16 protein-coding genes are annotated in these 21,726 nt (G+C 61.2%); 8 read left to right on the forward strand and 8 right to left on the reverse strand.

Going from position 1 to position 21,726, the window contains the following annotated elements; translation table 11 throughout:
- Positions 1 to 232 precede the first annotated feature (232 nt).
- Entirely contained in the window at positions 233 to 967 is a 735-nt protein-coding gene (locus tag IF199_RS09150) for a phosphoadenylyl-sulfate reductase (RefSeq protein WP_085711886.1), read from the reverse strand.
- A 162-nt stretch (positions 968 to 1,129) separates the two neighbouring features.
- On the opposite strand from IF199_RS09150, the gene thrH reads away from it, so the two are divergent.
- A complete protein-coding gene (gene thrH / locus IF199_RS09155; RefSeq protein WP_096822532.1) occupies positions 1,130 to 1,747 on the forward strand; it encodes a bifunctional phosphoserine phosphatase/homoserine phosphotransferase ThrH in 618 nt (205 codons plus the stop codon).
- Positions 1,748 to 1,788: 41 nt separating this feature from the next.
- Here thrH and pabB read toward each other — a convergent pair whose 3' ends face one another.
- From pabB to rloA, 4 genes are all read right to left on the reverse strand, one after another.
- Positions 1,789 to 3,132: an aminodeoxychorismate synthase component I gene (pabB, locus tag IF199_RS09160; protein WP_192560158.1), complete on the reverse strand. Its 1,344-nt coding sequence runs from the start codon at positions 3,130 to 3,132 to the stop codon at positions 1,789 to 1,791.
- Between the two features lie 108 nt (positions 3,133 to 3,240).
- Positions 3,241 to 4,227 (reverse strand): alpha-L-glutamate ligase-like protein, encoded by a 987-nt coding sequence (locus IF199_RS09165; protein ID WP_192560159.1) that lies wholly within the window; start codon positions 4,225 to 4,227, stop codon positions 3,241 to 3,243.
- Positions 4,227 to 5,762, reverse strand: a complete 1,536-nt coding sequence (rloB, locus tag IF199_RS09170) for an osmotic stress tolerance membrane protein RloB (protein WP_096822529.1) — start codon at positions 5,760 to 5,762, stop codon at positions 4,227 to 4,229. The genes IF199_RS09165 and rloB overlap by 1 nt, the downstream gene beginning before the upstream one ends.
- 5 nt (positions 5,763 to 5,767) lie before the next feature.
- Positions 5,768 to 6,304, reverse strand: coding sequence for a retropepsin-like aspartic peptidase RloA (rloA, locus tag IF199_RS09175; RefSeq protein ID WP_096822528.1), 537 nt, complete (start codon positions 6,302 to 6,304; stop codon positions 5,768 to 5,770).
- Between the two features lie 298 nt (positions 6,305 to 6,602).
- On the opposite strand from rloA, the gene IF199_RS09180 reads away from it, so the two are divergent.
- The 6 genes from IF199_RS09180 (at position 6,603) to prpD (ending at position 14,887) form a co-directional block, all read left to right on the forward strand.
- On the forward strand, positions 6,603 to 7,325 hold the full coding sequence (locus tag IF199_RS09180; RefSeq protein WP_169432611.1) for a GntR family transcriptional regulator: 723 nt from the start codon (positions 6,603 to 6,605) through the stop codon (positions 7,323 to 7,325).
- A complete protein-coding gene (gene prpB / locus IF199_RS09185) occupies positions 7,322 to 8,212 on the forward strand; it encodes a methylisocitrate lyase (RefSeq protein ID WP_192560160.1) in 891 nt (296 codons plus the stop codon). The genes IF199_RS09180 and prpB overlap by 4 nt, the downstream gene beginning before the upstream one ends.
- A 43-nt stretch (positions 8,213 to 8,255) precedes the next feature.
- Positions 8,256 to 9,383 carry a bifunctional 2-methylcitrate synthase/citrate synthase gene (gene prpC / locus IF199_RS09190; RefSeq protein WP_192560161.1) on the forward strand — a complete coding sequence of 376 codons (1,128 nt, stop codon included), beginning with the start codon at positions 8,256 to 8,258 and terminating at the stop codon, positions 9,381 to 9,383.
- Between the two features lie 61 nt (positions 9,384 to 9,444).
- A complete protein-coding gene (gene acnD / locus IF199_RS09195) occupies positions 9,445 to 12,039 on the forward strand; it encodes a Fe/S-dependent 2-methylisocitrate dehydratase AcnD (RefSeq protein WP_192560162.1) in 2,595 nt (864 codons plus the stop codon).
- Positions 12,040 to 12,093: 54 nt separating this feature from the next.
- Complete coding sequence (gene prpF, locus IF199_RS09200) at positions 12,094 to 13,284, forward strand: 2-methylaconitate cis-trans isomerase PrpF (protein ID WP_192560163.1); 1,191 nt, start codon at positions 12,094 to 12,096, stop codon at positions 13,282 to 13,284.
- Positions 13,285 to 13,402: 118 nt separating this feature from the next.
- On the forward strand, positions 13,403 to 14,887 hold the full coding sequence (gene prpD, locus IF199_RS09205) for a 2-methylcitrate dehydratase (protein ID WP_192560164.1): 1,485 nt from the start codon (positions 13,403 to 13,405) through the stop codon (positions 14,885 to 14,887).
- Positions 14,888 to 14,907: 20 nt separating this feature from the next.
- On the opposite strand, the gene IF199_RS09210 is transcribed toward prpD, so the two are convergent.
- The 3 genes from IF199_RS09210 to ppsR all read right to left on the reverse strand — a co-directional run bounded on the left by IF199_RS09210 (position 14,908) and on the right by ppsR (position 19,104).
- Positions 14,908 to 16,230, reverse strand: a complete 1,323-nt coding sequence (locus IF199_RS09210) for an ABC transporter ATP-binding protein (protein ID WP_192560165.1) — start codon at positions 16,228 to 16,230, stop codon at positions 14,908 to 14,910.
- Between the two features lie 14 nt (positions 16,231 to 16,244).
- Positions 16,245 to 17,990 carry an ABC transporter permease gene (locus IF199_RS09215; protein ID WP_192560166.1) on the reverse strand — a complete coding sequence of 582 codons (1,746 nt, stop codon included), beginning with the start codon at positions 17,988 to 17,990 and terminating at the stop codon, positions 16,245 to 16,247.
- A 295-nt stretch (positions 17,991 to 18,285) separates the two neighbouring features.
- Complete coding sequence (gene ppsR / locus IF199_RS09220; protein ID WP_096822521.1) at positions 18,286 to 19,104, reverse strand: posphoenolpyruvate synthetase regulatory kinase/phosphorylase PpsR; 819 nt, start codon at positions 19,102 to 19,104, stop codon at positions 18,286 to 18,288.
- 174 nt (positions 19,105 to 19,278) lie between these two features.
- Between ppsR and ppsA the strand changes: the two genes are divergently transcribed.
- Positions 19,279 to 21,654: a phosphoenolpyruvate synthase gene (gene ppsA, locus IF199_RS09225; protein WP_096822520.1), complete on the forward strand. Its 2,376-nt coding sequence runs from the start codon at positions 19,279 to 19,281 to the stop codon at positions 21,652 to 21,654.
- The last annotated feature ends 72 nt before the right edge of the window (positions 21,655 to 21,726 follow it).

Raw genomic sequence — 21,726 nt, forward strand, 5'->3', positions numbered from 1 at the left:
AGTTATTGAATGGAGCTAAGTCGCTGAAATTCAGGCGATATAAATTGACCGTTCGAACAGGTATTTATTTTTCGGAAGGGATTTTGGCGGACGCCGGAAGGGATCGCTTTGGGAGGGGGATGTAACTTTTCAGGGCGCAGAAACGAAAAGTGCACACATAAATGGCACCGATGGTGACATTCGTGTGTACACATTTTTCATGTCTGGCAGAGACAACTGTGGGTCGAACGGTTTACGCCTTGCTGATGATATTTCCCGCATGCAACCCGCATTCTTTCTGGGTCGCCTCTTCCCACCACCATCGGCCTTCGCGCTCGTGCTGGTTTGGCAGCACAGGGCGGGTGCACGGTTCGCAGCCGATGCTGATGAAACCGCGCTCATGCAGGCTGTTGTACGGCAGCTCCAGCATGCGGATGTAGCCCCAGATTTCCTCGCTGGTCATCTGCGCCAGCGGGTTGAACTTGTACAGGGTGCGCTCCGGGGTGGAGAACGCGCTGTCGATTTCCATTACCGCGACCGCGCTGCGGGTGCCAGGGCTCTGGTCGCGGCGCTGGCCGGTGGCCCAGGCTTTGACACCGGACAGTTTGCGGCGCAGCGGCTCGATCTTGCGGATGCCGCAGCACTCGCCATGGCCGTCCTTGTAGAAGCTGAACAGGCCTTTTTCCTTCACGAACGGTTCGAGTTTCGTGTAGTCCGGCGAGACCAGTTCGATGTCGATCTTGTAGTGCTCGCGCACCTGGTCGATGAACCGATAGGTTTCCGGGTGCAGACGGCCGGTGTCGAGACTGAACACCTTGACGTTCTTGTTCAGCTTCCAGGCCATGTCCACCAGCACCACATCCTCGGCGCCGCTGAAAGATATCCACAGGTCATCGCCGAACTCGGCGAACGCGAGCTTGAGGATGTCTTGCGCGGATTTGTTGGCATAGGTCGTGGCGAGTTCCACGACGTCGAACGTTGGGCTCATCAGGGCGGCTTCCTACAGGTCGGTGGCGCTGGGCGCTCTATATGGCGGCGATGTTAACAAAAAGCGGCGCAGGCCGGGGGCCACTCTGCGTTGCGTGGCCCGGAACGAGCCGCTAGAGTTCGGGCTCGCTCGACTCAATAAACATTACAAACGGAGTGTCCTGTGGAAATTGCCTGTCTTGATCTTGAAGGGGTGCTGGTACCGGAAATCTGGATCGCCTTCGCCGAAAAAACCGGAATCGAATCGCTCAAGGCCACCACCCGGGACATTCCCGACTACGACGTGCTGATGAAACAGCGCCTGCGCATCCTCGACGAGCATGGCCTCAAGCTTTCAGACATTCAGGAAGTGATCGCCACCCTCAAGCCGCTGGACGGTGCGGTGGAGTTCGTCAACTGGCTGCGCGAGCGGTTTCAGGTGGTGATTCTGTCGGACACGTTTTATGAGTTTTCCCAGCCGCTGATGCGTCAACTGGGCTTCCCGACCTTGCTCTGCCACCGTCTGATTACTGACGAAAGCGGGCGGGTGACGAGCTATCAGTTGCGTCAGAAAGATCCGAAACGTCAGTCGGTCCTGGCCTTCAAAAGCTTGTATTACCGGGTGATTGCGGCGGGGGATTCCTACAACGACACCAGCATGCTGGGCGAAGCGGATGCGGGGATTCTGTTCCATGCGCCGGATAACGTGATTCGGGAATTCCCGCAGTTTCCGGCGGTGCACAGCTTTGGCGAATTGAAGCAGGAGTTTCTCAAGGCTTCGAATCGCGACTTGAGCCTGTAAGTCATGCTGTGGCGAGGGCGCAACCACCCTCGCCGCAAGCGTCAGAGGTTCTGCAAGGTTTCGAGCAGGACCCTGACCTTGGTGATCGACTCCTGATACTCCGCCTCCCAATCCGAGTCGGCCACAATCCCGCCACCGCCCCAGCAACACACCTGCCCATCCTTCACCAGTAGACTGCGAATGGCGATGGAACTGTCCATCTCGCCGCGCACGTCCAGGTACAGCAACGAGCCGCAATACAAACCGCGTCGGGTCGGTTCCAGTTCGTCGATGATCTGCATCGCGCGGATTTTCGGCGCTCCGGTGATCGAGCCGCCGGGGAAGCTGCCGGCAATCAGGTCCAGGGCATCGCGATCATCCGCCAGTTCGCCGGTCACGCTGCTGACCAGGTGATGCACGTTCGGATAACTTTCCAGGCTGAACAACTCCGGCACTCGCACGGAGCCGATTCGGCAGGTGCGGCCCAGGTCGTTGCGCAGCAGGTCGACGATCATCAGGTTTTCCGCGCGATCTTTGGGGCTGGCCAGCAGTTCGGCGGCGTTGGCGGCGTCTTCGGCCGGGGTCGCGCCTCGGGGGCGGGTGCCCTTGATCGGGCGGGTTTCCACCTGACGCTGGCTGACTTTGACGAAGCGCTCGGGCGACAGGCTCAGCACCGCATTGCCGTCGGGCAGGCTCTGGAATCCGGAAAACGGTGTCGGGCAGGCTTCGCGCAATTTGCAGTAGGCCAGCCATGGATCGCCCTGGCACGGCGCGCGGAAACGCTGGGCGAAATTGACCTGATAGCAGTCCCCGGCCTGGATGTATTGATGAATGCGTTCGAGTGCTTGGCGGTACTCATCGGCCGAGAGGTCGGCTGCCATCGGGCTGTTCAGCTTGAACGGGGTCAGCTTGCCGACTGCCGGTTGGCTGAACACATCGATCAGGCGTTGTTTTTCGCTAACGCTGACCGACGGGTGAAACACCAGCTGGCTGGTGGCCTTGTGGTGATCACTGATTAAAGCCCAGTCGTACAGACCAAAACGCGCATCCGGCAGTTGCAGATCATCCAGCGCCTGACTCGGCATGTTTTCCAGATGCCGGCCGAAGTCGTAGCTCAGGTAACCGATCAATCCACCGGCGAACGGCAGTTCATAGGCGTCAGGCAATTGCGCGTCGCCCAGCCGCGTCAGATTATCCCGCAGACGTTGCAGGAAATTCTCGCCGCGCTCGTCCGGCAACACCGCCAGTTGTTCCAGCGGCCAGGCGCTGAGCAGGTCATAACGGCCACGGTCGGCACTGGGCCGGCCACTGTCGAGCAGCACGGCGCCGGGCGCATGGCGGACGGCCGCGAAATAGTCGGCGGGGTTGGCGCGGTAGGGCAGCGGGTGTACGGAACAGGTCAACATGGGCGGGGCAGATCGGCCATCGAGGCGGGGTGGGGATTGTAGTCCCCTCCGGGAATTGCTCCTAGAGGGGATGTCGGGGATTGGCAGATCAGAGGCCGGTAACGCGACTCAGCCCTCGACCGCCGGAATATGCCCAAACAGTTCCTGAGCAAATGCCACCCGCTCTTCAACCGTTTCAGTCACACCACGTGCCTTGAGGTCTTCCAGATGCGCTTCCACCGCATGGGTGCGCAACGTCAGCCCGCAGTCGTTGGCAATCTGGATATTCAGCCCCGGTCGCGCATTCAGCTCGAGAATCAGCGGGCCTTTCTCCTGGTCCAGCACCATGTCCACGCCGATGTAGCCCAGCCCGCACAGCTCATAGCAACCGGCCGCGAGCCTCATGAAACCGTCCCAGTAGGGCAGTTGCACGCCGTCCACCGCGTTGGTGGTGTCCGGGTGTTTGGCGATGATGTTGTTCAGCCAGGTGCCGCGCAGGGTCAGACCGGTCGCCAAGTCGACCCCGACGCCGATGGCGCCCTGGTGCAGGTTGGCCTTGCCGCCGGACTGACGGGTCGGCAGGCGCAGCATGGCCATCACCGGGTAGCCCATCAGCACGATGATGCGAATGTCCGGCACGCCTTCGTAGCTGATGCTTTTGAAGATCTGATCGGGGGTCACCCGGTATTCGATCAGCGCCCGGTCACGGTGACCGCCCAGCGAATACAGGCCGGTGAGGATGCTGGAGATGTGATGCTCGAGCTCTTCGTGAGTGAGGATCTTGCCCGATACCGTGCGATAGCGACCCTCGAAACGGTCAGCGATGACGATGATGCCGTCACCGCCGGCGCCCTGGGCCGGCTTGATCACGAAATCGCTGCGTCCGCCGATGATCTCGTCGAGATTGTCGATTTCCTTCTCCGTGGAAATCACGCCATACAGTTCCGGCACATGAATACCGGCCTTGATCGCGCGTTCCTTGGTGATGATCTTGTCATCGACGATCGGGTACAGGCTGCGCTTGTTGTACTTGAGCACGTAGTCCGCGTTACGCCGATTGATGCCCATGATGCCCCGGGCTTCCAGGGCCTTCCAGGTCTTCCAGAAACCGAACATCAGGCGTCAGCCTTCTTCAGGAAAGCCTTGAAGCGCACCAGTTCGGTCAGGCGATAACCGCGATAGCGACCCATGGCCAGCATGAAGCCCACCAGGATCAGCAGGATCGCCGGGAAGGTGAACACGAAGTACACCAGCTCCGGAACGGTCATGATCAGGTGCGCCAGGGACGCCGCGAACAGCGTGCCGATCGCCACTTTCAAGGCATGGCTGGCGCCGCGTTCTTCCCAGGTGATCGACAGGCGTTCGATGGTCATGGTCAGAATCACCATCGGGAACAACGCCACCGACAGGCCGCGTTCCAGGCCGAGCTTGTGGCTGAACAGGCTGATCGCCGCGATCAGCACCACCACGAACGTCAACACCACTGACAGGCGCGGCAGCATTTGCAACTTCAGGTGTTCCAGATACGAACGCAGCGACAGCCCCAGCGCCGTAATCACGGTAAACAGCAGGATGCCGAAGCCCAGCTGTGTTTCGCGGAAGGCCAGGGCGATCAGCACCGGAGTGAACGTGCCGAGGGTCTGCAGGCCGATCAGGTTGCGCAGGATCAGGATCACCAGCACGCCGATCGGGATCATCACCATGATCATGAACGTCTGCTGGGTTTGCAGCGGCAGGCCGTACAGCGAGTATTCGAGGAAGTTGGCGTCGGTGTTTTCGTCGGTCAGCTTGGCCAGACGAATCGCGTTCATCTCGCTGTTGTTCAGGCTGAAGGTCACGTTGGCTTTCTTGCCGCCGTCGACGGTGATCAGGTTTTCATCGCCGCTCCACCACAGCAGACGGTCGGTCGGCAGGCCTTGTTCGCCGGTTTCCGGGTTGAAGTACAGCCAGTCGGTGCCATTGAAGCTGCGCAGCCACAGTTCAGGGGTTTGCGGCTGATCGGCGACGAGGCGGATGGTGTGGACCTTTTCCACCGGCACGTGGGCGATGGACAGCAGCAGTTCAACGATTTTCGCCTTGTGCGGCGTCGACGGATCGCCCGCCAGCAGCAGTTTCACGTTGTCGTCGTTGACGTTGTTGACGCGTTTGATTGCCTCGCCAATAAAGGTTTCGACATCGGCCGAGTGCTGACGGATCGGGGCGAGCAGGGCTTCGGCGGCGATTTTTTCCGGGCCTTCGATGGCGATGCTGTCGCGGAAGGTCGGACCTTTGATCTTGGTTTTTTCAGCGGTGTAGCGCTTGGTCAGCACCAGGCGGTAATAAAGGGTCTGGTTGCCCTTGGCCCGGCGCGCCGACCACGTGACCTTGCGGTTGCCGTCGACACGGTTGACCGCCACGCCGTAGTTATTGGAGATGAAGCTTTCATTGAGGCTGACGTAATCGCGGCTCAGAGGCGGCACGAACATCTGGATCTTCACCGGATCCTTGGTGCTGGCGACGAACTCGACCTTGGCGTCGATGTTCCACAAGTCGTCGGTGGCGTCTTCGGTCACCGGGATGCCGAGCACGAAAATCTGATAGGCCGTAACCGAAACGCCCAGGAGCACCAGAATGGTGATCAGGATTTTCAGGTGGAAGGTTAGAGAACGCATGGAAATTACTCGGCGGTATGAGCGGCGATGGCGCAGGCGGGTTTGCCGGCAGCGTATTTAAGACTGGGATCGACCAGCGCATCGAAGCGTTTCAGCGCCTCGGAGCCGATCAAAAGCGGGTATTGGAACGCACTGCGGTCGGTCAGGTTCACTTCGATGCTGCGCATTGCCGTACCCATGCAGATATCCAGCTCGATCACCGGGCGGGCGGTGTACTTCTTGCCTTCTTCCGGGTCGTAGTCGCCGGCGCGGCGCTTGATCTTGCTGACCCGGGCCAGCGGCCGTTCGATCGGGTGCGAATGCGCGGCGTCGATGGCCAGGTAGAAACGCACCCAGGACTCGCCGTTGCGCTTGAAGCGTTTGATGTCGCGAGCGCTCAGGGAGGCGGTTTTCGCCCCGGTGTCGAGTTTGGCTGCCACTTCCAGGTTGATCCCGTCGAGGGCGGCGTATTCGTTGAGGCCGTACACAGTCTTTTCCCCCGCCACAGCCAGGCTGGGCAGGCAAAACAGATAGAAAAAGGTGGGGAAGGGCTTGAGTCTCATAAATCCTGGCGAGCAGCGGTCCGTTCTCGGTTCAGGGCCACGGCGTCAGGAGATCCTGTCTGCGCGCGCCTTCGTGTGCCTATCAGCTTTTTATGACAAGCCGTGCAAGTGACCAGCAAATGCGGGCGGCATTCTAGCACGGTGGTTTTATGGCGCCAGCGCCCGAGCGGGTCTATAACCCTTGGGGTTGATGCTGGGGGTTATTAGACGATTGTCGACAATATCCATTTATCCTTTGACTGATGAAGGCTGATTCGCTAGTTTTTGCCGCATTGGTTTTCAAGGTGTCGACAATATGCTGGATCAACTCGATCCCCCGGTCATCAGCGGTGACGATTCGGAAACCCTGTCCGAAAACGTCTTCCGACGTATCCAGGCCGCCATCGTCAAAGGCGAGATCGCCCCGGGCAGCAAGATCTCCGAGCCGGAACTGGCGCGCACCTACGGCATCAGTCGCGGGCCGCTGCGCGAGGCAATTCACCGGCTCGAAGGCCAGCGCCTGCTGGTGCGCGTGCCGCACGTCGGTGCGCGGGTGGTGTCGCTGAGCCACGCCGAACTGCTCGAACTCTACGAAATCCGCGAATCCCTCGAAGGCATGGCCTGCCGTCTGGCGGCTGAACGCATGAGCGTCGAAGAAATCGACGAACTGCGCCGGGTGCTGGAAACCCACGAACGCGATGCCGCATTCCAGGCCGGCGTCGGCTACTACCAGCAGGAAGGCGATTTCGACTTTCATTACCGGATCATCCAGGGCAGCGGCAACCGCACCCTGACCCAGATGCTCTGCGGCGAGCTCTATCAACTGGTGCGCATGTACCGCATTCAGTTTTCCACCACGCCCAACCGCCCGCGCCAGGCCTTTGCCGAACACCACCGGATTCTCGATGCCATCGCCGACCGTGACGGCGAACTCGCGGAATTGTTGATGCGCCGCCACATCGGCGCCTCGAAACGCAACATCGCCCGTCATTACCAGGACGGCGCCGACAATAAGACAGCCACTGAACGAGGTGAGTCATGAGTTCCAACAAGAGCACTCCAGGCCAGCGTTTCCGCGATGCGGTCGCCAGCGAACATCCGTTGCAAGTGGTCGGCGCGATCAACGCCAACCACGCGCTGCTGGCCAAGCGCGCCGGTTTCAAGGCGATTTACCTGTCGGGTGGCGGGGTGGCCGCCGGCTCCCTCGGTGTGCCGGACCTGGGCATCACCGGCCTGGATGACGTGCTGACCGACGTGCGCCGCATCACCGATGTCTGCGACCTGCCGCTGCTGGTGGACGTGGACACCGGTTTCGGCGCCTCGGCGTTCAACGTGGCCCGCACCGTGAAGTCGATGATCAAGTTCGGCGCCGCGGCGATCCACATCGAAGACCAGGTCGGCGCCAAGCGCTGCGGCCACCGTCCGAACAAAGAGATCGTCACCCAGCAGGAAATGGTTGACCGCATCAAGGCTGCCGTCGATGCCCGCACCGACGACAGCTTCGTGATCATGGCTCGCACCGATGCGCTGGCCGTTGAAGGTCTGGAGTCGGCACTGGATCGCGCCGCTGCGTGCATCGAGGCCGGCGCCGACATGATCTTCCCGGAAGCCATCACGGAACTGGACATGTACAAGCTGTTCGCCAACCGCGTGAAAGTGCCGATCCTGGCCAACATCACCGAGTTCGGCTCGACGCCGCTGTACACCACCGAGCAGTTGGCCGGTGCCGATGTGTCGCTGGTGCTGTACCCGCTGTCGGCGTTCCGCGCGATGAACAAGGCCGCGGAAAACGTCTACACCGCGATCCGCCGCGACGGCACCCAGCAGAATGTCATCGACACCATGCAGACTCGCATGGAGCTCTACGATCGCATCGATTACCACACCTTCGAGCAGAAGCTCGACGCGTTGTTTGCGGCGAAGAAGTAAGCCGCAACCGTACTCCCTAACAAATTCAAGATTGGAGACAACAATGGCCGAAGCAAAAGTACTCAGTGGCGCCGGGCTCCGGGGCCAGGTTGCCGGGCAAACTGCACTGTCCACCGTGGGCCAGGCCGGTGCCGGGCTGACCTATCGCGGCTACGACGTGCGCGAACTGGCGGCAGACGCACAATTTGAAGAAGTCGCGTACCTGCTGCTCTACGGGGAGCTGCCGACCAAGGCACAGCTCGCCGAGTATCAAGGCAAGCTGAGCAAGCTGCGCGACCTGCCGCAAGCGCTCAAGGAAGTGCTGGAACGCATCCCCGCCGACGCCCACCCGATGGACGTGATGCGTACCGGTTGCTCGTTCCTTGGCAACATCGAACCGGAGAAGGACTTCTCCGAGCAGCGCGACAAGACCGACCGCCTGCTGGCCGCGTTCCCGGCGATCATGTGCTACTGGTATCGCTTCAGCCACGACGGCAAACGCATCAATTGCGTGACCGACGAGCAGTCCATCGGCGGCCATTTCCTGCACCTGCTGCACGACGAGAAACCGAGCGAGCTGCACGTCAAGGTGATGAACGTGTCGCTGATCCTCTACGCCGAACACGAGTTCAACGCTTCGACCTTCACCGCTCGGGTATGCGCTTCGACCCTGTCCGACCTGTATTCCTGCGTCACGGCGGCCATCGGTTCGCTGCGCGGCCCGCTGCACGGCGGCGCCAACGAAGCGGCGATGGAAATGATCGAGCGCTTCTCGTCGCCGGAAGAGGCGATCAAAGGCACCCTCGGCATGCTCGAGCGCAAGGACAAGATCATGGGCTTCGGCCACGCGATCTATAAGGACAGCGATCCACGCAACGAGGTGATCAAGGGCTGGTCGAAAAAACTCGCCGACGAAGTGGGCGACAAGGTGTTGTTCGCGGTTTCGGAAGCCATCGACAAGACCATGTGGGAGCAAAAGAAACTGTTCCCCAACGCCGACTTCTACCATGCCTCGGCGTACCACTTCATGGGCATCCCGACCAAGCTGTTCACCCCGATCTTCGTCTGCTCGCGCCTGACCGGCTGGGCAGCGCACGTGTTCGAACAGCGCGCCAACAACCGCATCATCCGTCCGAGCGCCGAGTATGTCGGCGTCGAACAGCGCAAGTTCGTGCCGATCGAACAGCGCTGACCGGGGAGGGCGCCGGTACAGGCGCCCCCTCTTTGAAACTACCGTGACCGAGTCCTGACCGATGAACACAGAATTTCGCAAGAACCTGCCCGGCACGCCGCTGGATTTTTTCGACGTCCGTGCGGCTGTCGATGCGATCCAGCCCGGCAGCTACGACACCCTGCCGTACACCTCTCGCGTGCTGGCGGAAAACCTCGTGCGTCGCTGCGACCCGGCCACGCTCACTGATTCCCTGAAACAGCTGATCGAGCGCAAACGCGACCTCGACTTCCCGTGGTTCCCGGCCCGCGTGGTGTGCCACGACATTCTTGGCCAGACCGCGCTGGTGGATCTGGCCGGCCTGCGTGACGCGATTGCCCAGCAGGGCGGCGACCCGGCGCAGGTCAACCCGGTGGTGCCGACGCAACTGATCGTCGACCACTCGCTGGCGGTGGAAGCGGGCGGTTTTGACAAGCAGGCGTTCGAGAAGAACCGCGCCATCGAAGACCGTCGCAACGAAGACCGTTTCCACTTCATCAACTGGACCAAGAAGGCGTTCAAGAACGTCGACGTGATCCCGCCGGGCAACGGCATCATGCACCAGATCAACCTGGAGAAAATGTCTCCGGTGATTCAGGTGCGTGACGGCGTGGCGTTCCCGGACACCTGCGTCGGCACCGACAGCCACACCCCGCATGTCGATGCGCTGGGCGTGATTGCCATTGGTGTCGGTGGTCTCGAAGCCGAGAGCGTGATGCTCGGCCGCGCGTCGTGGATGCGCCTGCCGGAAAGCGTCGGCGTCGAACTGACCGGCAAGCTGCAACCGGGCATCACCGCCACCGACATGGTGCTGGCGTTGACCGAGTACCTGCGCAAACAAAAAGTGGTCGGCGCGTGGCTGGAGTTCTTCGGCGAAGGCGCTTCCGCGCTGACCCTCGGCGACCGTGCGACCATCTCCAACATGGCCCCGGAATACGGCGCCACGGCGGCGATGTTTTACATCGACCAGCAGACCATCGACTACCTGAAACTCACTGGTCGCGAAGACCAGCAAGTGCAGCTCGTCGAGCAATACGCCAAGCAGATCGGTCTGTGGGCTGACAGCCTGAAAGGCGCGCAATACGAGCGCGGCCTGACCTTCGATCTGTCCTCGGTCGTGCGCAACATGGCCGGCCCGAGCAACCCGCACGCCCGTGTGGCGGTGTCGGATCTGGCGGCCAAAGGCATCTCCGGAAAATGGGAAGACGTACCCGGCCAAATGCCCGACGGCGCGGTAATCATCGCCGCCATCACCAGCTGCACCAACACCAGCAACCCGCGCAACGTGATCGCCGCCGGCCTGCTGGCGCGCAACGCCAACCAGCTCGGGCTGACCCGCAAACCCTGGGTCAAGTCGTCGCTGGCGCCGGGCTCGAAAACCGTGGCGCTGTACCTCGATGAAGCGGGGCTGACCACGGAGCTGGAGCAACTCGGTTTCGGCGTCGTCGCCTTTGCCTGCACCACCTGCAACGGCATGTCCGGCGCGCTGGATCCGGTGATTCAGCAAGAAATCATCGACCGTGATCTGTACGCCACCGCTGTGCTGTCCGGTAACCGCAACTTCGACGGCCGGATTCACCCGTACGCCAAGCAGGCGTTCCTCGCTTCGCCGCCGCTGGTGGTGGCCTACGCGATTGCCGGCACCATCCGTTTCGACATTGAAAAAGACGTGCTCGGCGTGGTCGACGGCAAGGAAATCCTCCTGAAGGACATCTGGCCGAGCGACGAAGAAATCGACGCGGTGGTGAAGTCCTCGGTGAAGCCGGAGCAGTTCCGTCAGGTCTACATCCCGATGTTCGCCATCCATGAAGACACCGGCCCGAAAGTCACGCCGCTGTACGACTGGCGCGAAATGAGCACCTACATCCGCCGTCCGCCGTACTGGGAAGGCGCGCTGGCCGGGGCACGTCCGCTCAAAGGCATGCGCCCGCTGGCGGTGCTGCCGGACAACATCACCACCGATCACCTGTCGCCGTCGAACGCAATCATGCTCGACAGCGCCGCCGGCGAATACCTGGCGAAAATGGGCCTGCCGGAAGAGGACTTCAACTCTTACGCGACCCACCGTGGCGACCACTTGACCGCGCAGCGCGCGACGTTTGCCAACCCGAAACTGTTCAACGAAATGGTCGTGGAAAACGGCAAGGTCAAACAGGGTTCGCTGGCGCGTGTGGAGCCGGAAGGCAAAGTGATGCGCATGTGGGAAGCCATCGAAACCTACATGGAGCGCAAGCAGCCGCTGATCATCATCGCCGGCGCCGACTACGGTCAGGGTTCGTCCCGTGACTGGGCAGCCAAAGGCGTGCGTCTGGCGGGAGTGGAAGCGATTGCCGCCGAAGGTTTCGAGCGCATTCACCGCACCAACCTGGTGGGCATGGGCGTGTTGCCGCTTGAGTTCAAACCGGGCACCGACCGCAAGACCTTGGGCATCGACGGCAGCGAAACCTACGACGTGATCGGCGACCGCAAGCCACGCGCTGACCTGACGCTGGTGATCCATCGCAAGAACGGCGAACGCGTCGAAGTGCCGGTGACCTGCCGCCTCGACACCGCCGAAGAAGTGTCGATCTACGAGGCCGGCGGCGTGCTGCAACGCTTCGCCCAGGACTTCCTCGAAGAGTCGGCGGTTGCCGTTTAAATCAATCGATGTGGGCATGGGACTTCAAGTCCCATGCTTTCGTTAAGGAGCACCATGGCTCACGCACCGCAAATAAAGATCCCCGCCACCTACATGCGCGGCGGCACCAGCAAAGGCGTGTTTTTCAGTCTCAAGGATCTGCCCGAAGCGGCGCAGATTCCCGGCCCGACCCGCGATGCGCTGTTGCTGCGGGTAATCGGCAGCCCCGACCCGTACGACAAACAGATCGACGGCATGGGCGGCGCCACGTCGAGCACCAGCAAAACCGTGATCCTGTCGAAAAGCATCAAGGCCGATCACGACGTCGATTACCTGTTCGGTCAGGTGTCCATCGACAAGCCATTTGTGGACTGGAGCGGCAACTGCGGCAACCTGTCGGCAGCGGTCGGTTCGTTCGCCATCAGCAACGGCCTGGTGGACGCCAGCCGCATTCCGCACAACGGCGTGGCGGTGGTTCGCGTGTGGCAGGCCAATATCGGCAAAACGATCATTGCCCACGTGCCGATCACCAATGGCGAAGTCCAGGAAACCGGTGATTTCGAACTCGACGGCGTGACCTTTCCGGCCGCCGAAGTACAGGTCGAATTCATGGACCCGGCGGCGGAAGAAGAGGGCGGCGGTGGCTCGATGTTCCCCACCGGCAACCTGATCGATGAGCTGGAAGTGCCGGGCGTCGGTACGTTCAAGGCGACCATGATCAACGCGGGTATCCCGACGATCTTCGTCAATGCCGAAGACATCGGTTACACCGGCACCGAACTGCAGAGCGCGATCAACAGCGATCCGAAAGCCTTGCAGATGTTCGAGACCATTCGTGCCTACGGTGCGTTGCGCATGGGGCTGATTTCCAATCTGGATGAAGCGGCCAAGCGTCAGCACACGCCGAAAGTGGCCTTCGTCGCCAAACCTGCGGATTACGTGGCGTCCAGTGGCAAGGCGATTGCCGCCGGGGATGTGGATCTGTTGGTGCGGGCGTTGTCGATGGGCAAGTTGCACCACGCGATGATGGGAACCGCCGCAGTGGCGATCGGCACCGCCGCAGCCATCTCCGGCACCTTGGTGAACCTGGCGGCCGGCGGCGTAGAGCGCAATGCCGTGCGGTTCGGGCATCCCTCCGGAACCCTGCGCGTGGGGGCTGAGGCCAGCCTTGAAAGCGGCGAATGGGTTGTGAAGAAAGCGATCATGAGCCGTAGTGCGCGGGTACTGATGGAAGGTTTCGTCCGCGTGCCTGGAGATTCGTTCTAACGCACAGTCGCTGAGAGCGAACCTGATCGCTCTCAGCGCTTTACGCATTTCAATAACAAGAAAAATTAGCCCTGAACCGAGGTCCCATCAACGAACCACTTTCAAGAGTGAATCGAACATGAGCGCCAACGTCGACCTGAACAACCGCCCCGACTACGACCGTGTCCTGCAGGACATCGCCGATTATGTCCTCACCTACAAGATCGAATCTGCCGAAGCCCTCGACACCGCCCGCAACTGCCTGATGGACACGCTGGGCTGCGGCCTGCTGGCTCTGCGTTTCCCCGAATGCACCAAACACCTTGGCCCCATCGTTGAAGGCACTGTCGTGCCGTTCGGCGCGCGAGTCCCCGGCACCTCCTATCGCCTCGACCCGGTAAAAGCCGCGTGGGACATCGGCTGCATCGTGCGCTGGCTGGATTACAACGACACCTGGCTCGCCGCCGAATGGGGGCATCCGTCGGACAACCTCGGCGGGATTCTTGCGGTGGCCGATCACTTGTCGCAAAAGCGTCTGGCCAATGGCGAGGCGCCGCTGACGGTGCGCGATGTGCTTGAAGCAATGATCATGGCCCACGAGATTCAGGGCGTGATCGCGCTGGAAAACTCCTTCAACCGTGTAGGCCTCGACCACGTGATTCTGGTGAAAGTGGCTTCAACGGCGGTTGTCGCCAAACTCATGGGCGCCAATCGCGAGCAACTGTTGTCGGCGTTGTCCCATGCGTTTGCTGACGGTCAGGCGTTGCGCACTTACCGCCATGCGCCGAATGCCGGTTCACGTAAATCCTGGGCGGCGGGGGATGCGTCCAGTCGTGGCGTGCGTCTGGCGGATATCGCGATGCGCGGCGAAATGGGGATTCCCGGTGTGCTGACGGCAAAACAGTGGGGTTTCTACGACGTGTTGTTCAGCCACACCAACAACGATCTGGCGCTCAAGCCTGAAGACAAGCGTGCCTTCAGCTTCTCGCGACCCTTCGGCAGTTACGTGATGGAAAACGTGCTGTTCAAGATCAGCTTCCCCGCCGAATTCCACGCGCAAACCGCCTGCGAAGCCGCCGTGATCCTGCATCCGCAGGTGCGCAATCGTCTGCATGAAATCGATCGGATCGTCATCACCACCCACGAATCGGCGATCCGCATCATTTCCAAGGTCGGGCCGCTGGCCAACGCCGCCGACCGCGACCACTGCATCCAGTACATGACCGCCGTGCCGCTGGCGTTCGGCAATCTGGTGGCGGAGCAGTACGAAGACGATTTCCATGCGGCCCATCCGGTCATCGATGTGCTGCGCGAAAAAATGGTTATCGTCGAAGAGCCGCGTTTCACCCGCGAATACCTCGAAGCCGACAAACGCTCGATTGCCAACGCGGTGCAGGTGTTTTTCAAGGACGGTTCCAGCACCGAAAACGTGGTGGTGGAATACCCGATCGGTCACCGTCGGCGCCGGGCCGAGGGCATTCCGTTGCTGGAGGACAAGTTCAGGGCGAACCTGGCCACGCGTTTCACCGGCCAGCGCAGCGCCGAGATCCTTGCGCTGTGCAAGGATCAGGCGCGGCTTGAGGCGACGCCGGTGAACCGTTTTGTTGACTTGTTCGTGATCTGAATCGCCGGGATGGTCGAGGGCTACAGGCTGCCCTCGACGTCCTCCAGGCTGAATGTCTCCGTATGGTCGTCGTAAGAGAAAATCTCCGCGTAACGGCCCCAGGCAATCACGATCTCCAGGTTTTTCTCGACGAAGGCTTCGGTCAGCGAATCTTCCAGCTCCTGCTCGAAACGCACCCGTGGCGCCCGGTGGCCATTGCGTTCCAGCAACACCTGGCGGATGCGTGCGGCCAGCGGTATGTAACGGATCAGATGTTCAGCAAACAGGGTCTTGCGTTCCTGGGTGCCGTAGTCCGCAAACAGTTTGCCGGCGTCGGTCAGGGTGATGTCGGCGCCCTTGAGTTCGGCGAAGCCCAGGTATTCGAGCATCTCGGCCACCGGAAACAGGTCGTCCACTTCCAGCAAGCGCCGCTCGGCCACGGTGGGCAGGCCGGCGTGGCCGTTGTAGGGTTCGGCCGCGAGGGTTTCGATCAGGCCGGCCATCAGGTTGGTGGACACTTCCTGCAACGGGCTGCTGATCTTCAGCTCGGGTTTGCCGCTGCTGGCGTCGGCGCTGCGGCGGTCGGTCATCTGCGCGTAAATGTCATCGACCATCTGCCGGAAGGCCGGGTCCAGACGATTGCGCGGATGGGCGAAGGGCACCTTGATTTCCGCCACCAGCCGCCCGGGGTTGGACGACAGCACCAGAATGCGGTCGCACATCAGCACCGCTTCTTCGATGTTGTGGGTCACGATCAGGATCGATTTGATCGGCAGTTGCTTGCCGCTCCACAGGTCCAGCAGGTCGTTTCTCAGGGTTTCGGCGGTCAACACGTCCAGTGCCGAGAAGGGCTCGTCCATCAACAGCAGTGTCGGGTTGACCACCAGCCCGCGAGCGAACCCCACGCGCTGGCGCATGCCGCCGGACAATTCGCGAGGGTAGGCGTTTTCGAAACCGTCCAGGCCGATCAGGTCGATGGCGGCCAAGGCACGCTTGCGCGCTTCCTTGCGTTCGACTTGCAGGGCTTGCAGGCCGGCTTCGACGTTTTCCAGCACGGTCAGCCACGGGAACAGCGCAAAGGTCTGGAACACCATGGCCACGCCTTCGGCCGGGCCGTCCAGCGGTTTGCCGTGATACAGGACTTCGCCGGACGAAGGCTCGATCAGGCCCGCGATGATCCGCAGCAGGGTCGATTTGCCCGAGCCGGAGCGGCCGAGCATGCCGACGATCTCGCCTTCGTGCAGGGCCAGGTCGACCCCGCTGAGCACTTGCAGCTCGTCCTTGCCCTTGCCAAACACCCGGTTGACGTTGGTGAGCGAGTAGATTTCGGGTGTGGCGCCAGCGTGTTCGGTAAAGGTATTCATCACATCGAATCCCGTCAGTTCAGGCGAAGTTTGTTTTCGGCCATGGCGTACATCGGCCGCCAGACCAAGCGATTGAAGGCCACGACAAAGAACGACATCACCACCACGCCGAGGGTGATTTTCGGGAAGTCACCGGCAGCCGTGGTTTGCGCGATGTAGGCGCCGAGGCCGTGGGCGACGACCTTGTCCTGCCCCCAGGACACGAATTCGGAAACGATGCTGGCGTTCCACGCACCGCCCGAGGCGGTGATGGCGCCGGTCACGTAATACGGGAAGATCCCCGGCAGCATGACCTTGCGCCACCACAGCCAGCCGCGAATGCGGAAGTTGGCGGCGGCTTCCTTGAAATCATTGGGGAAGGCGCTGGCCCCGGCGATCACGTTGAACAGGATGTACCACTGGGTGCCGAGCACGATCAGCGGACTGAGCCAGATGTCCGGGTTCAACTGGTAACGCAGGATCACAATGACGAACACCGGGAACAGCAGGTTCGCCGGGAACGCCGCGAGGAACTGCGCCAGCGGCTGGATCTTTTCTGCCAATGCCGGTCGCAGGCCGATCATCACGCCCAGCGGCACCCAGATCAGCGAGGCGATGAAGATCAACCCGGCCACTCGCAGCAGGGTAAACAACCCCATCAACAACACATGCCCGACCTCGGCCAACGTTACTTCGGTGCCGACGTACAGCGCGATGTGGTAGAGCGCATAGGCGGTCAGCAACCCGATAAACGAGCCCCAGATCCAGTCAATCGCCTTGGTGGTGGCGGGGCTTTCCGAGGCCATGGCCTTGCGCGCCGAACGCGGCAAGCTCAGGCGCATGTTGCCGAGCCGGCTGATGACGCGGGTGACGGGGCGCAAAATGCGCTGGATCAACCGGGTGCGCTGGATCAGATTCAGTACCCAGGACTCCGGCGCGGCGGTCTGCGATGCGGTGTTTTCCATGCGGAACTTGTCGGCCCACGCCACCAGCGGGCGGAACAGGAACTGGTCATAGATCAGGATGACCACGACCATCGTCAGGATGACGTAGCCCACCGCGTGCATGTCTTTTTGCGCGATGGCCATGGCCAGGAACGAACCGATCCCCGGCAGGGTGATGGTCTGGTCGCCGACGGTGATCGCTTCGGACGCCACCACGAAAAACCAGCCGCCGGACATGCTCATCATCATGTTCCAGACCAGTCCGGGCATGGCGAAGGGCACGTCGAGCTTCCAGAATTTCTGCCAGCCGGACAGTTGCAGGTTGGTCGATACCTCCACCAGATCCCGCGGCAGCATGCGCAGCGACTGGTAGAAGCTGAAGGTCATGTTCCATGCCTGGCTGGTGAAAATGGCAAAGATCGCGGCGAGTTCCGCGCCTAGCACCCGTCCTGGAAACAACAATAGAAAGAAGGTCACGGTGAAAGAGATGTAACCCAGCACGGGCACCGATTGCAGGATGTCCAGCACCGGCACCAACAGTTTTTCGGCCCGACGGCTTTTCGCCGCCAAGGTGCCGTAGAGCAGGGTGAACACCAGTGCCGCGACCATCGCCGCGAGCATGCGCAGGGTGGTGCGCATGGCATATTCGGGCAGGTTGCTTGGGTCCAGGGACACCACTTCACTTTGCAGGGAGCCGATCGGGGCCCAGGTTTCCCGGGCACCGATGGAGAAAAACAGCAAAAAGCCGATCACCAGCGGCAGGGCGATCAAGTCCCAGCGATTGGGCAGCAGGCGCCGTGTCGTGGCCGGGATGTAGTGACGGAACACTTTATTCATAAGCAGTGAGTCCTGCAGCGTTCTGAATGGAGGCGCGGCTGTCTGAGCGTAGCTTCTGTCTGCATTGCGCACCCGGGAACGAGCGGGCGCTCAATCCATGACTTCAAGCAGGAAGTGGATGCTGCGGACCCGGTGAATTCGCCGGGTCGAGAGGGTTGGCGCATCCGGTTTCGGGCCGGATACGCAACTTGCGCGGATTGTATATTTCGGAATGTTACAGGGGCGTAAAAAACACCGCCCGCGAGGACTTTGCGTTAGTTCATTCAGCGTGCGTACAGGTTGAGGAGCCTGGGGGTTACTTGAACCGCCGCTCCACACCTTTTTCCACCAGGATCTTCGCCGAAATCTCTTCCACCGAAAAATGCGTGGAGTTGATGTGCGGGATGTTCTCGCGGCGGAACAGGTTCTCCACTTCGCGGACTTCGAATTCGCACTGGGCGTAGCTCGAATAGCGGCTGTTGGGCTTGCGCTCGTTGCGGATCGCGGTGAGGCGGTCCGGGTCGATAGTCAGGCCGAACAGCTTGTGCTGGTGGGCGCGCAGGGCAGCCGGCAGTTGCAGGCGTTCCATGTCGTCTTCGGTCAGCGGATAGTTGGCCGCGCGGATGCCGAACTGCATCGCCATGTACAGACACGTCGGCGTCTTACCACAACGCGACACGCCCACTAGTATCAGGTCGGCCTTGTCGTAATAGTGGGTGCGGGCGCCGTCGTCGTTGTCGAGGGCGAAGTTCACCGCCTCGATCCGCTCCATGTAATTGGAGTTATGACCGATCGAATGGGATTTGCCGACGGTGTAGGAAGAATGCTCGGTCAGTTCCTGCTCGAGCGGGGCGAGGAAGGTCGAGAAGATGTCGATCATGAAACCATTGGAGGTTGCGAGAATCTCACGAATGTCCTGATTGACGATGGTGTCGAAGATGATCGGCCGGAAACCGTCGGTTTCAGCGGCTTTGTCGATTTGTTGTACCATGGCCCGCGCTTTTTCCACGCTGTCGATGTAGGGCCGCGTGAATTTGCTGAAGGTAATGTTTTCGAACTGCGCCAGAAGGCTTTGACCCAGGGTTTCGGCGGTGATGCCGGTGCCATCGGAGATAAAGAAAGCAGATCGTTTCATTTGCACCTTGGGCCTTAAGCTAGTGACGAATCTTGGATATGATAGGCGCGATTTGCCGGCCGCCATTGGCCCGCATTCTCACTTATTTTCCAGGTCCAGGCCATACAGCCGGCCAACGCTCCCCCGAGCCGCCGGTTTCTGAGCTTTTCCAACACAGTTAGTGGAGAGATCACCTTGGTAGAGTACGTAGTTTCCCTCGATAAGCTCGGCAAACACGATGTTGAGCATGTGGGGGGCAAGAACGCATCCCTGGGCGAGATGATCAGTAACCTGGCCGGTGCCGGTGTTTCGGTCCCCGGCGGCTTCGCCACGACGGCGCAGGCCTATCGCGACTTCCTGGAACTGAGCGGTCTGAACGATCAGATCCACAAGGCCCTCGATGCCCTGGACGTCGATGACGTCAATGCCCTGGCCAAGACCGGCGCCCAGATCCGCCAATGGATCATGGAAGCCGAATTCCCTGAAAAACTGAATGCCGAGATCCGCACCGCGTTCGCCGCGCTGTCGGCCGGCAATCCTGACGTGGCCGTGGCCGTGCGTTCCTCCGCCACCGCCGAAGACTTGCCGGACGCTTCGTTCGCCGGTCAGCAGGAAACCTTCCTGAACATCCGTGGCGTTGAGAACGTCATTCGCGCGGCCAAGGAAGTGTTCGCTTCCCTGTTCAACGACCGTGCCATTTCCTACCGCGTGCACCAGGGCTTCGACCACAAACTGGTCGCCCTGTCGGCCGGCGTGCAGCGCATGGTGCGTTCGGAAACCGGCACCGCCGGCGTGATGTTCACCCTCGATACCGAATCCGGCTTCCGTGACGTGGTGTTCATCACCGGCGCCTACGGCCTGGGCGAAACCGTCGTACAAGGCGCGGTGAACCCGGACGAGTTCTATGTCCACAAGGGCACGCTGGAGGCCGGTCGTCCGGCGATTCTGCGCCGCAACCTGGGCAGCAAGGCCATCAAGATGATCTACGGCGACGAGGCCAAGGCCGGTCGTTCCGTGAAAACCGTTGATGTCGACAAGGCCGAGCGTGCGCGTTTCTGCCTGACCGACGCTGAAGTCAGCGAACTGGCCAAGCAGGCGATGATCATCGAGAAGCACTACGGCTGCCCGATGGACATCGAGTGGGCCAAGGACGGTGACGACGGCAAGCTGTACATCGTGCAGGCCCGTCCGGAAACCGTGAAGAGCCGCACTCAGGCCAACGTCATGGAACGTTACCTGTTGAAAGAAACCGGCACCGTGCTGGTGGAAGGCCGTGCCATCGGCCAGCGCATCGGCGCCGGCAAGGTGCGGATCATCCGCGACGTGTCCGAGATGGACAAAGTCCAGCCGGGCGACGTGCTGGTCTCCGACATGACCGACCCGGACTGGGAACCGGTCATGAAGCGCGCCAGCGCCATCGTTACCAACCGCGGCGGCCGTACCTGCCACGCGGCGATCATCGCCCGTGAACTGGGGATTCCAGCCGTTGTAGGTTGCGGCAACGCCACCCAGCTATTGAAAGATGGCCAGGGCGTGACCGTGTCCTGCGCCGAAGGCGACACCGGTTACATCTTCGAAGGCGAACTGGGCTTCGACATCAAGAAGAACTCCGTCGACGCCATGCCGGAGCTGCCGTTCAAGATCATGATGAACGTCGGCAACCCGGACCGCGCCTTCGATTTCGCGCAACTGCCGAACGCCGGTGTGGGCCTGGCCCGTCTGGAATTCATCATCAACCGCATGATCGGCGTCCACCCGAAAGCGCTGTTGAACTACGACGGCCTGCCGCAGGAAATCAAGGACAGCGTCGACAAGCGCATCGCCGGTTACGACGATCCGGTCGGCTTCTATGTCGAAAAACTGGTTGAAGGCATCAGCACCCTGGCGGCGGCGTTCGCACCGAAGAAGGTCATCGTGCGTCTGTCGGACTTCAAGTCCAACGAATACGCCAACCTGATCGGCGGCAAACTGTACGAGCCGGAAGAAGAGAACCCGATGCTGGGCTTCCGTGGCGCGTCGCGTTACATCAGCGAATCGTTCCGTGACTGCTTCGAACTCGAGTGCCGTGCGCTGAAACGCGTGCGCAACGAGATGGGCCTGACCAACGTCGAAATCATGGTGCCGTTCGTGCGTACCCTGGGCGAAGCCAGCCAGGTGGTCGATCTGCTCGCCGAAAACGGCCTGGCCCGTGGCGACAACGGCCTGCGCGTGATCATGATGTGCGAACTGCCGTCCAACGCGATCCTGGCCGAAGAATTCCTCGAATTCTTCGACGGTTTCTCGATCGGTTCCAACGACCTGACTCAGCTGACACTGGGTCTGGACCGTGACTCCGGGATCATCGCGCACCTGTTCGACGAGCGTAATCCGGCGGTCAAGAAGCTGCTGGCCAACGCGATTGCCGCGTGCAACAAGGCCGGCAAATACATCGGCATCTGCGGTCAGGGTCCTTCGGACCACCCGGACCTCGCCAAGTGGCTGATGGAACAAGGCATCGAAAGCGTTTCGCTGAACCCGGACTCCGTGCTGGAAACCTGGTTCTTCCTGGCTGAGGGTCAGGCGCAGGCCTGATCGGTGAGTGAAGAGGTCGGTCCCTGACCGGCCTCTTTAGGATTCAAGTAGGGCGAGCTCTCCGGATGCCGC

The organism is Pseudomonas allokribbensis (assembly GCF_014863605.1).
Classification (GTDB): domain Bacteria; phylum Pseudomonadota; class Gammaproteobacteria; order Pseudomonadales; family Pseudomonadaceae; genus Aquipseudomonas; species Aquipseudomonas allokribbensis.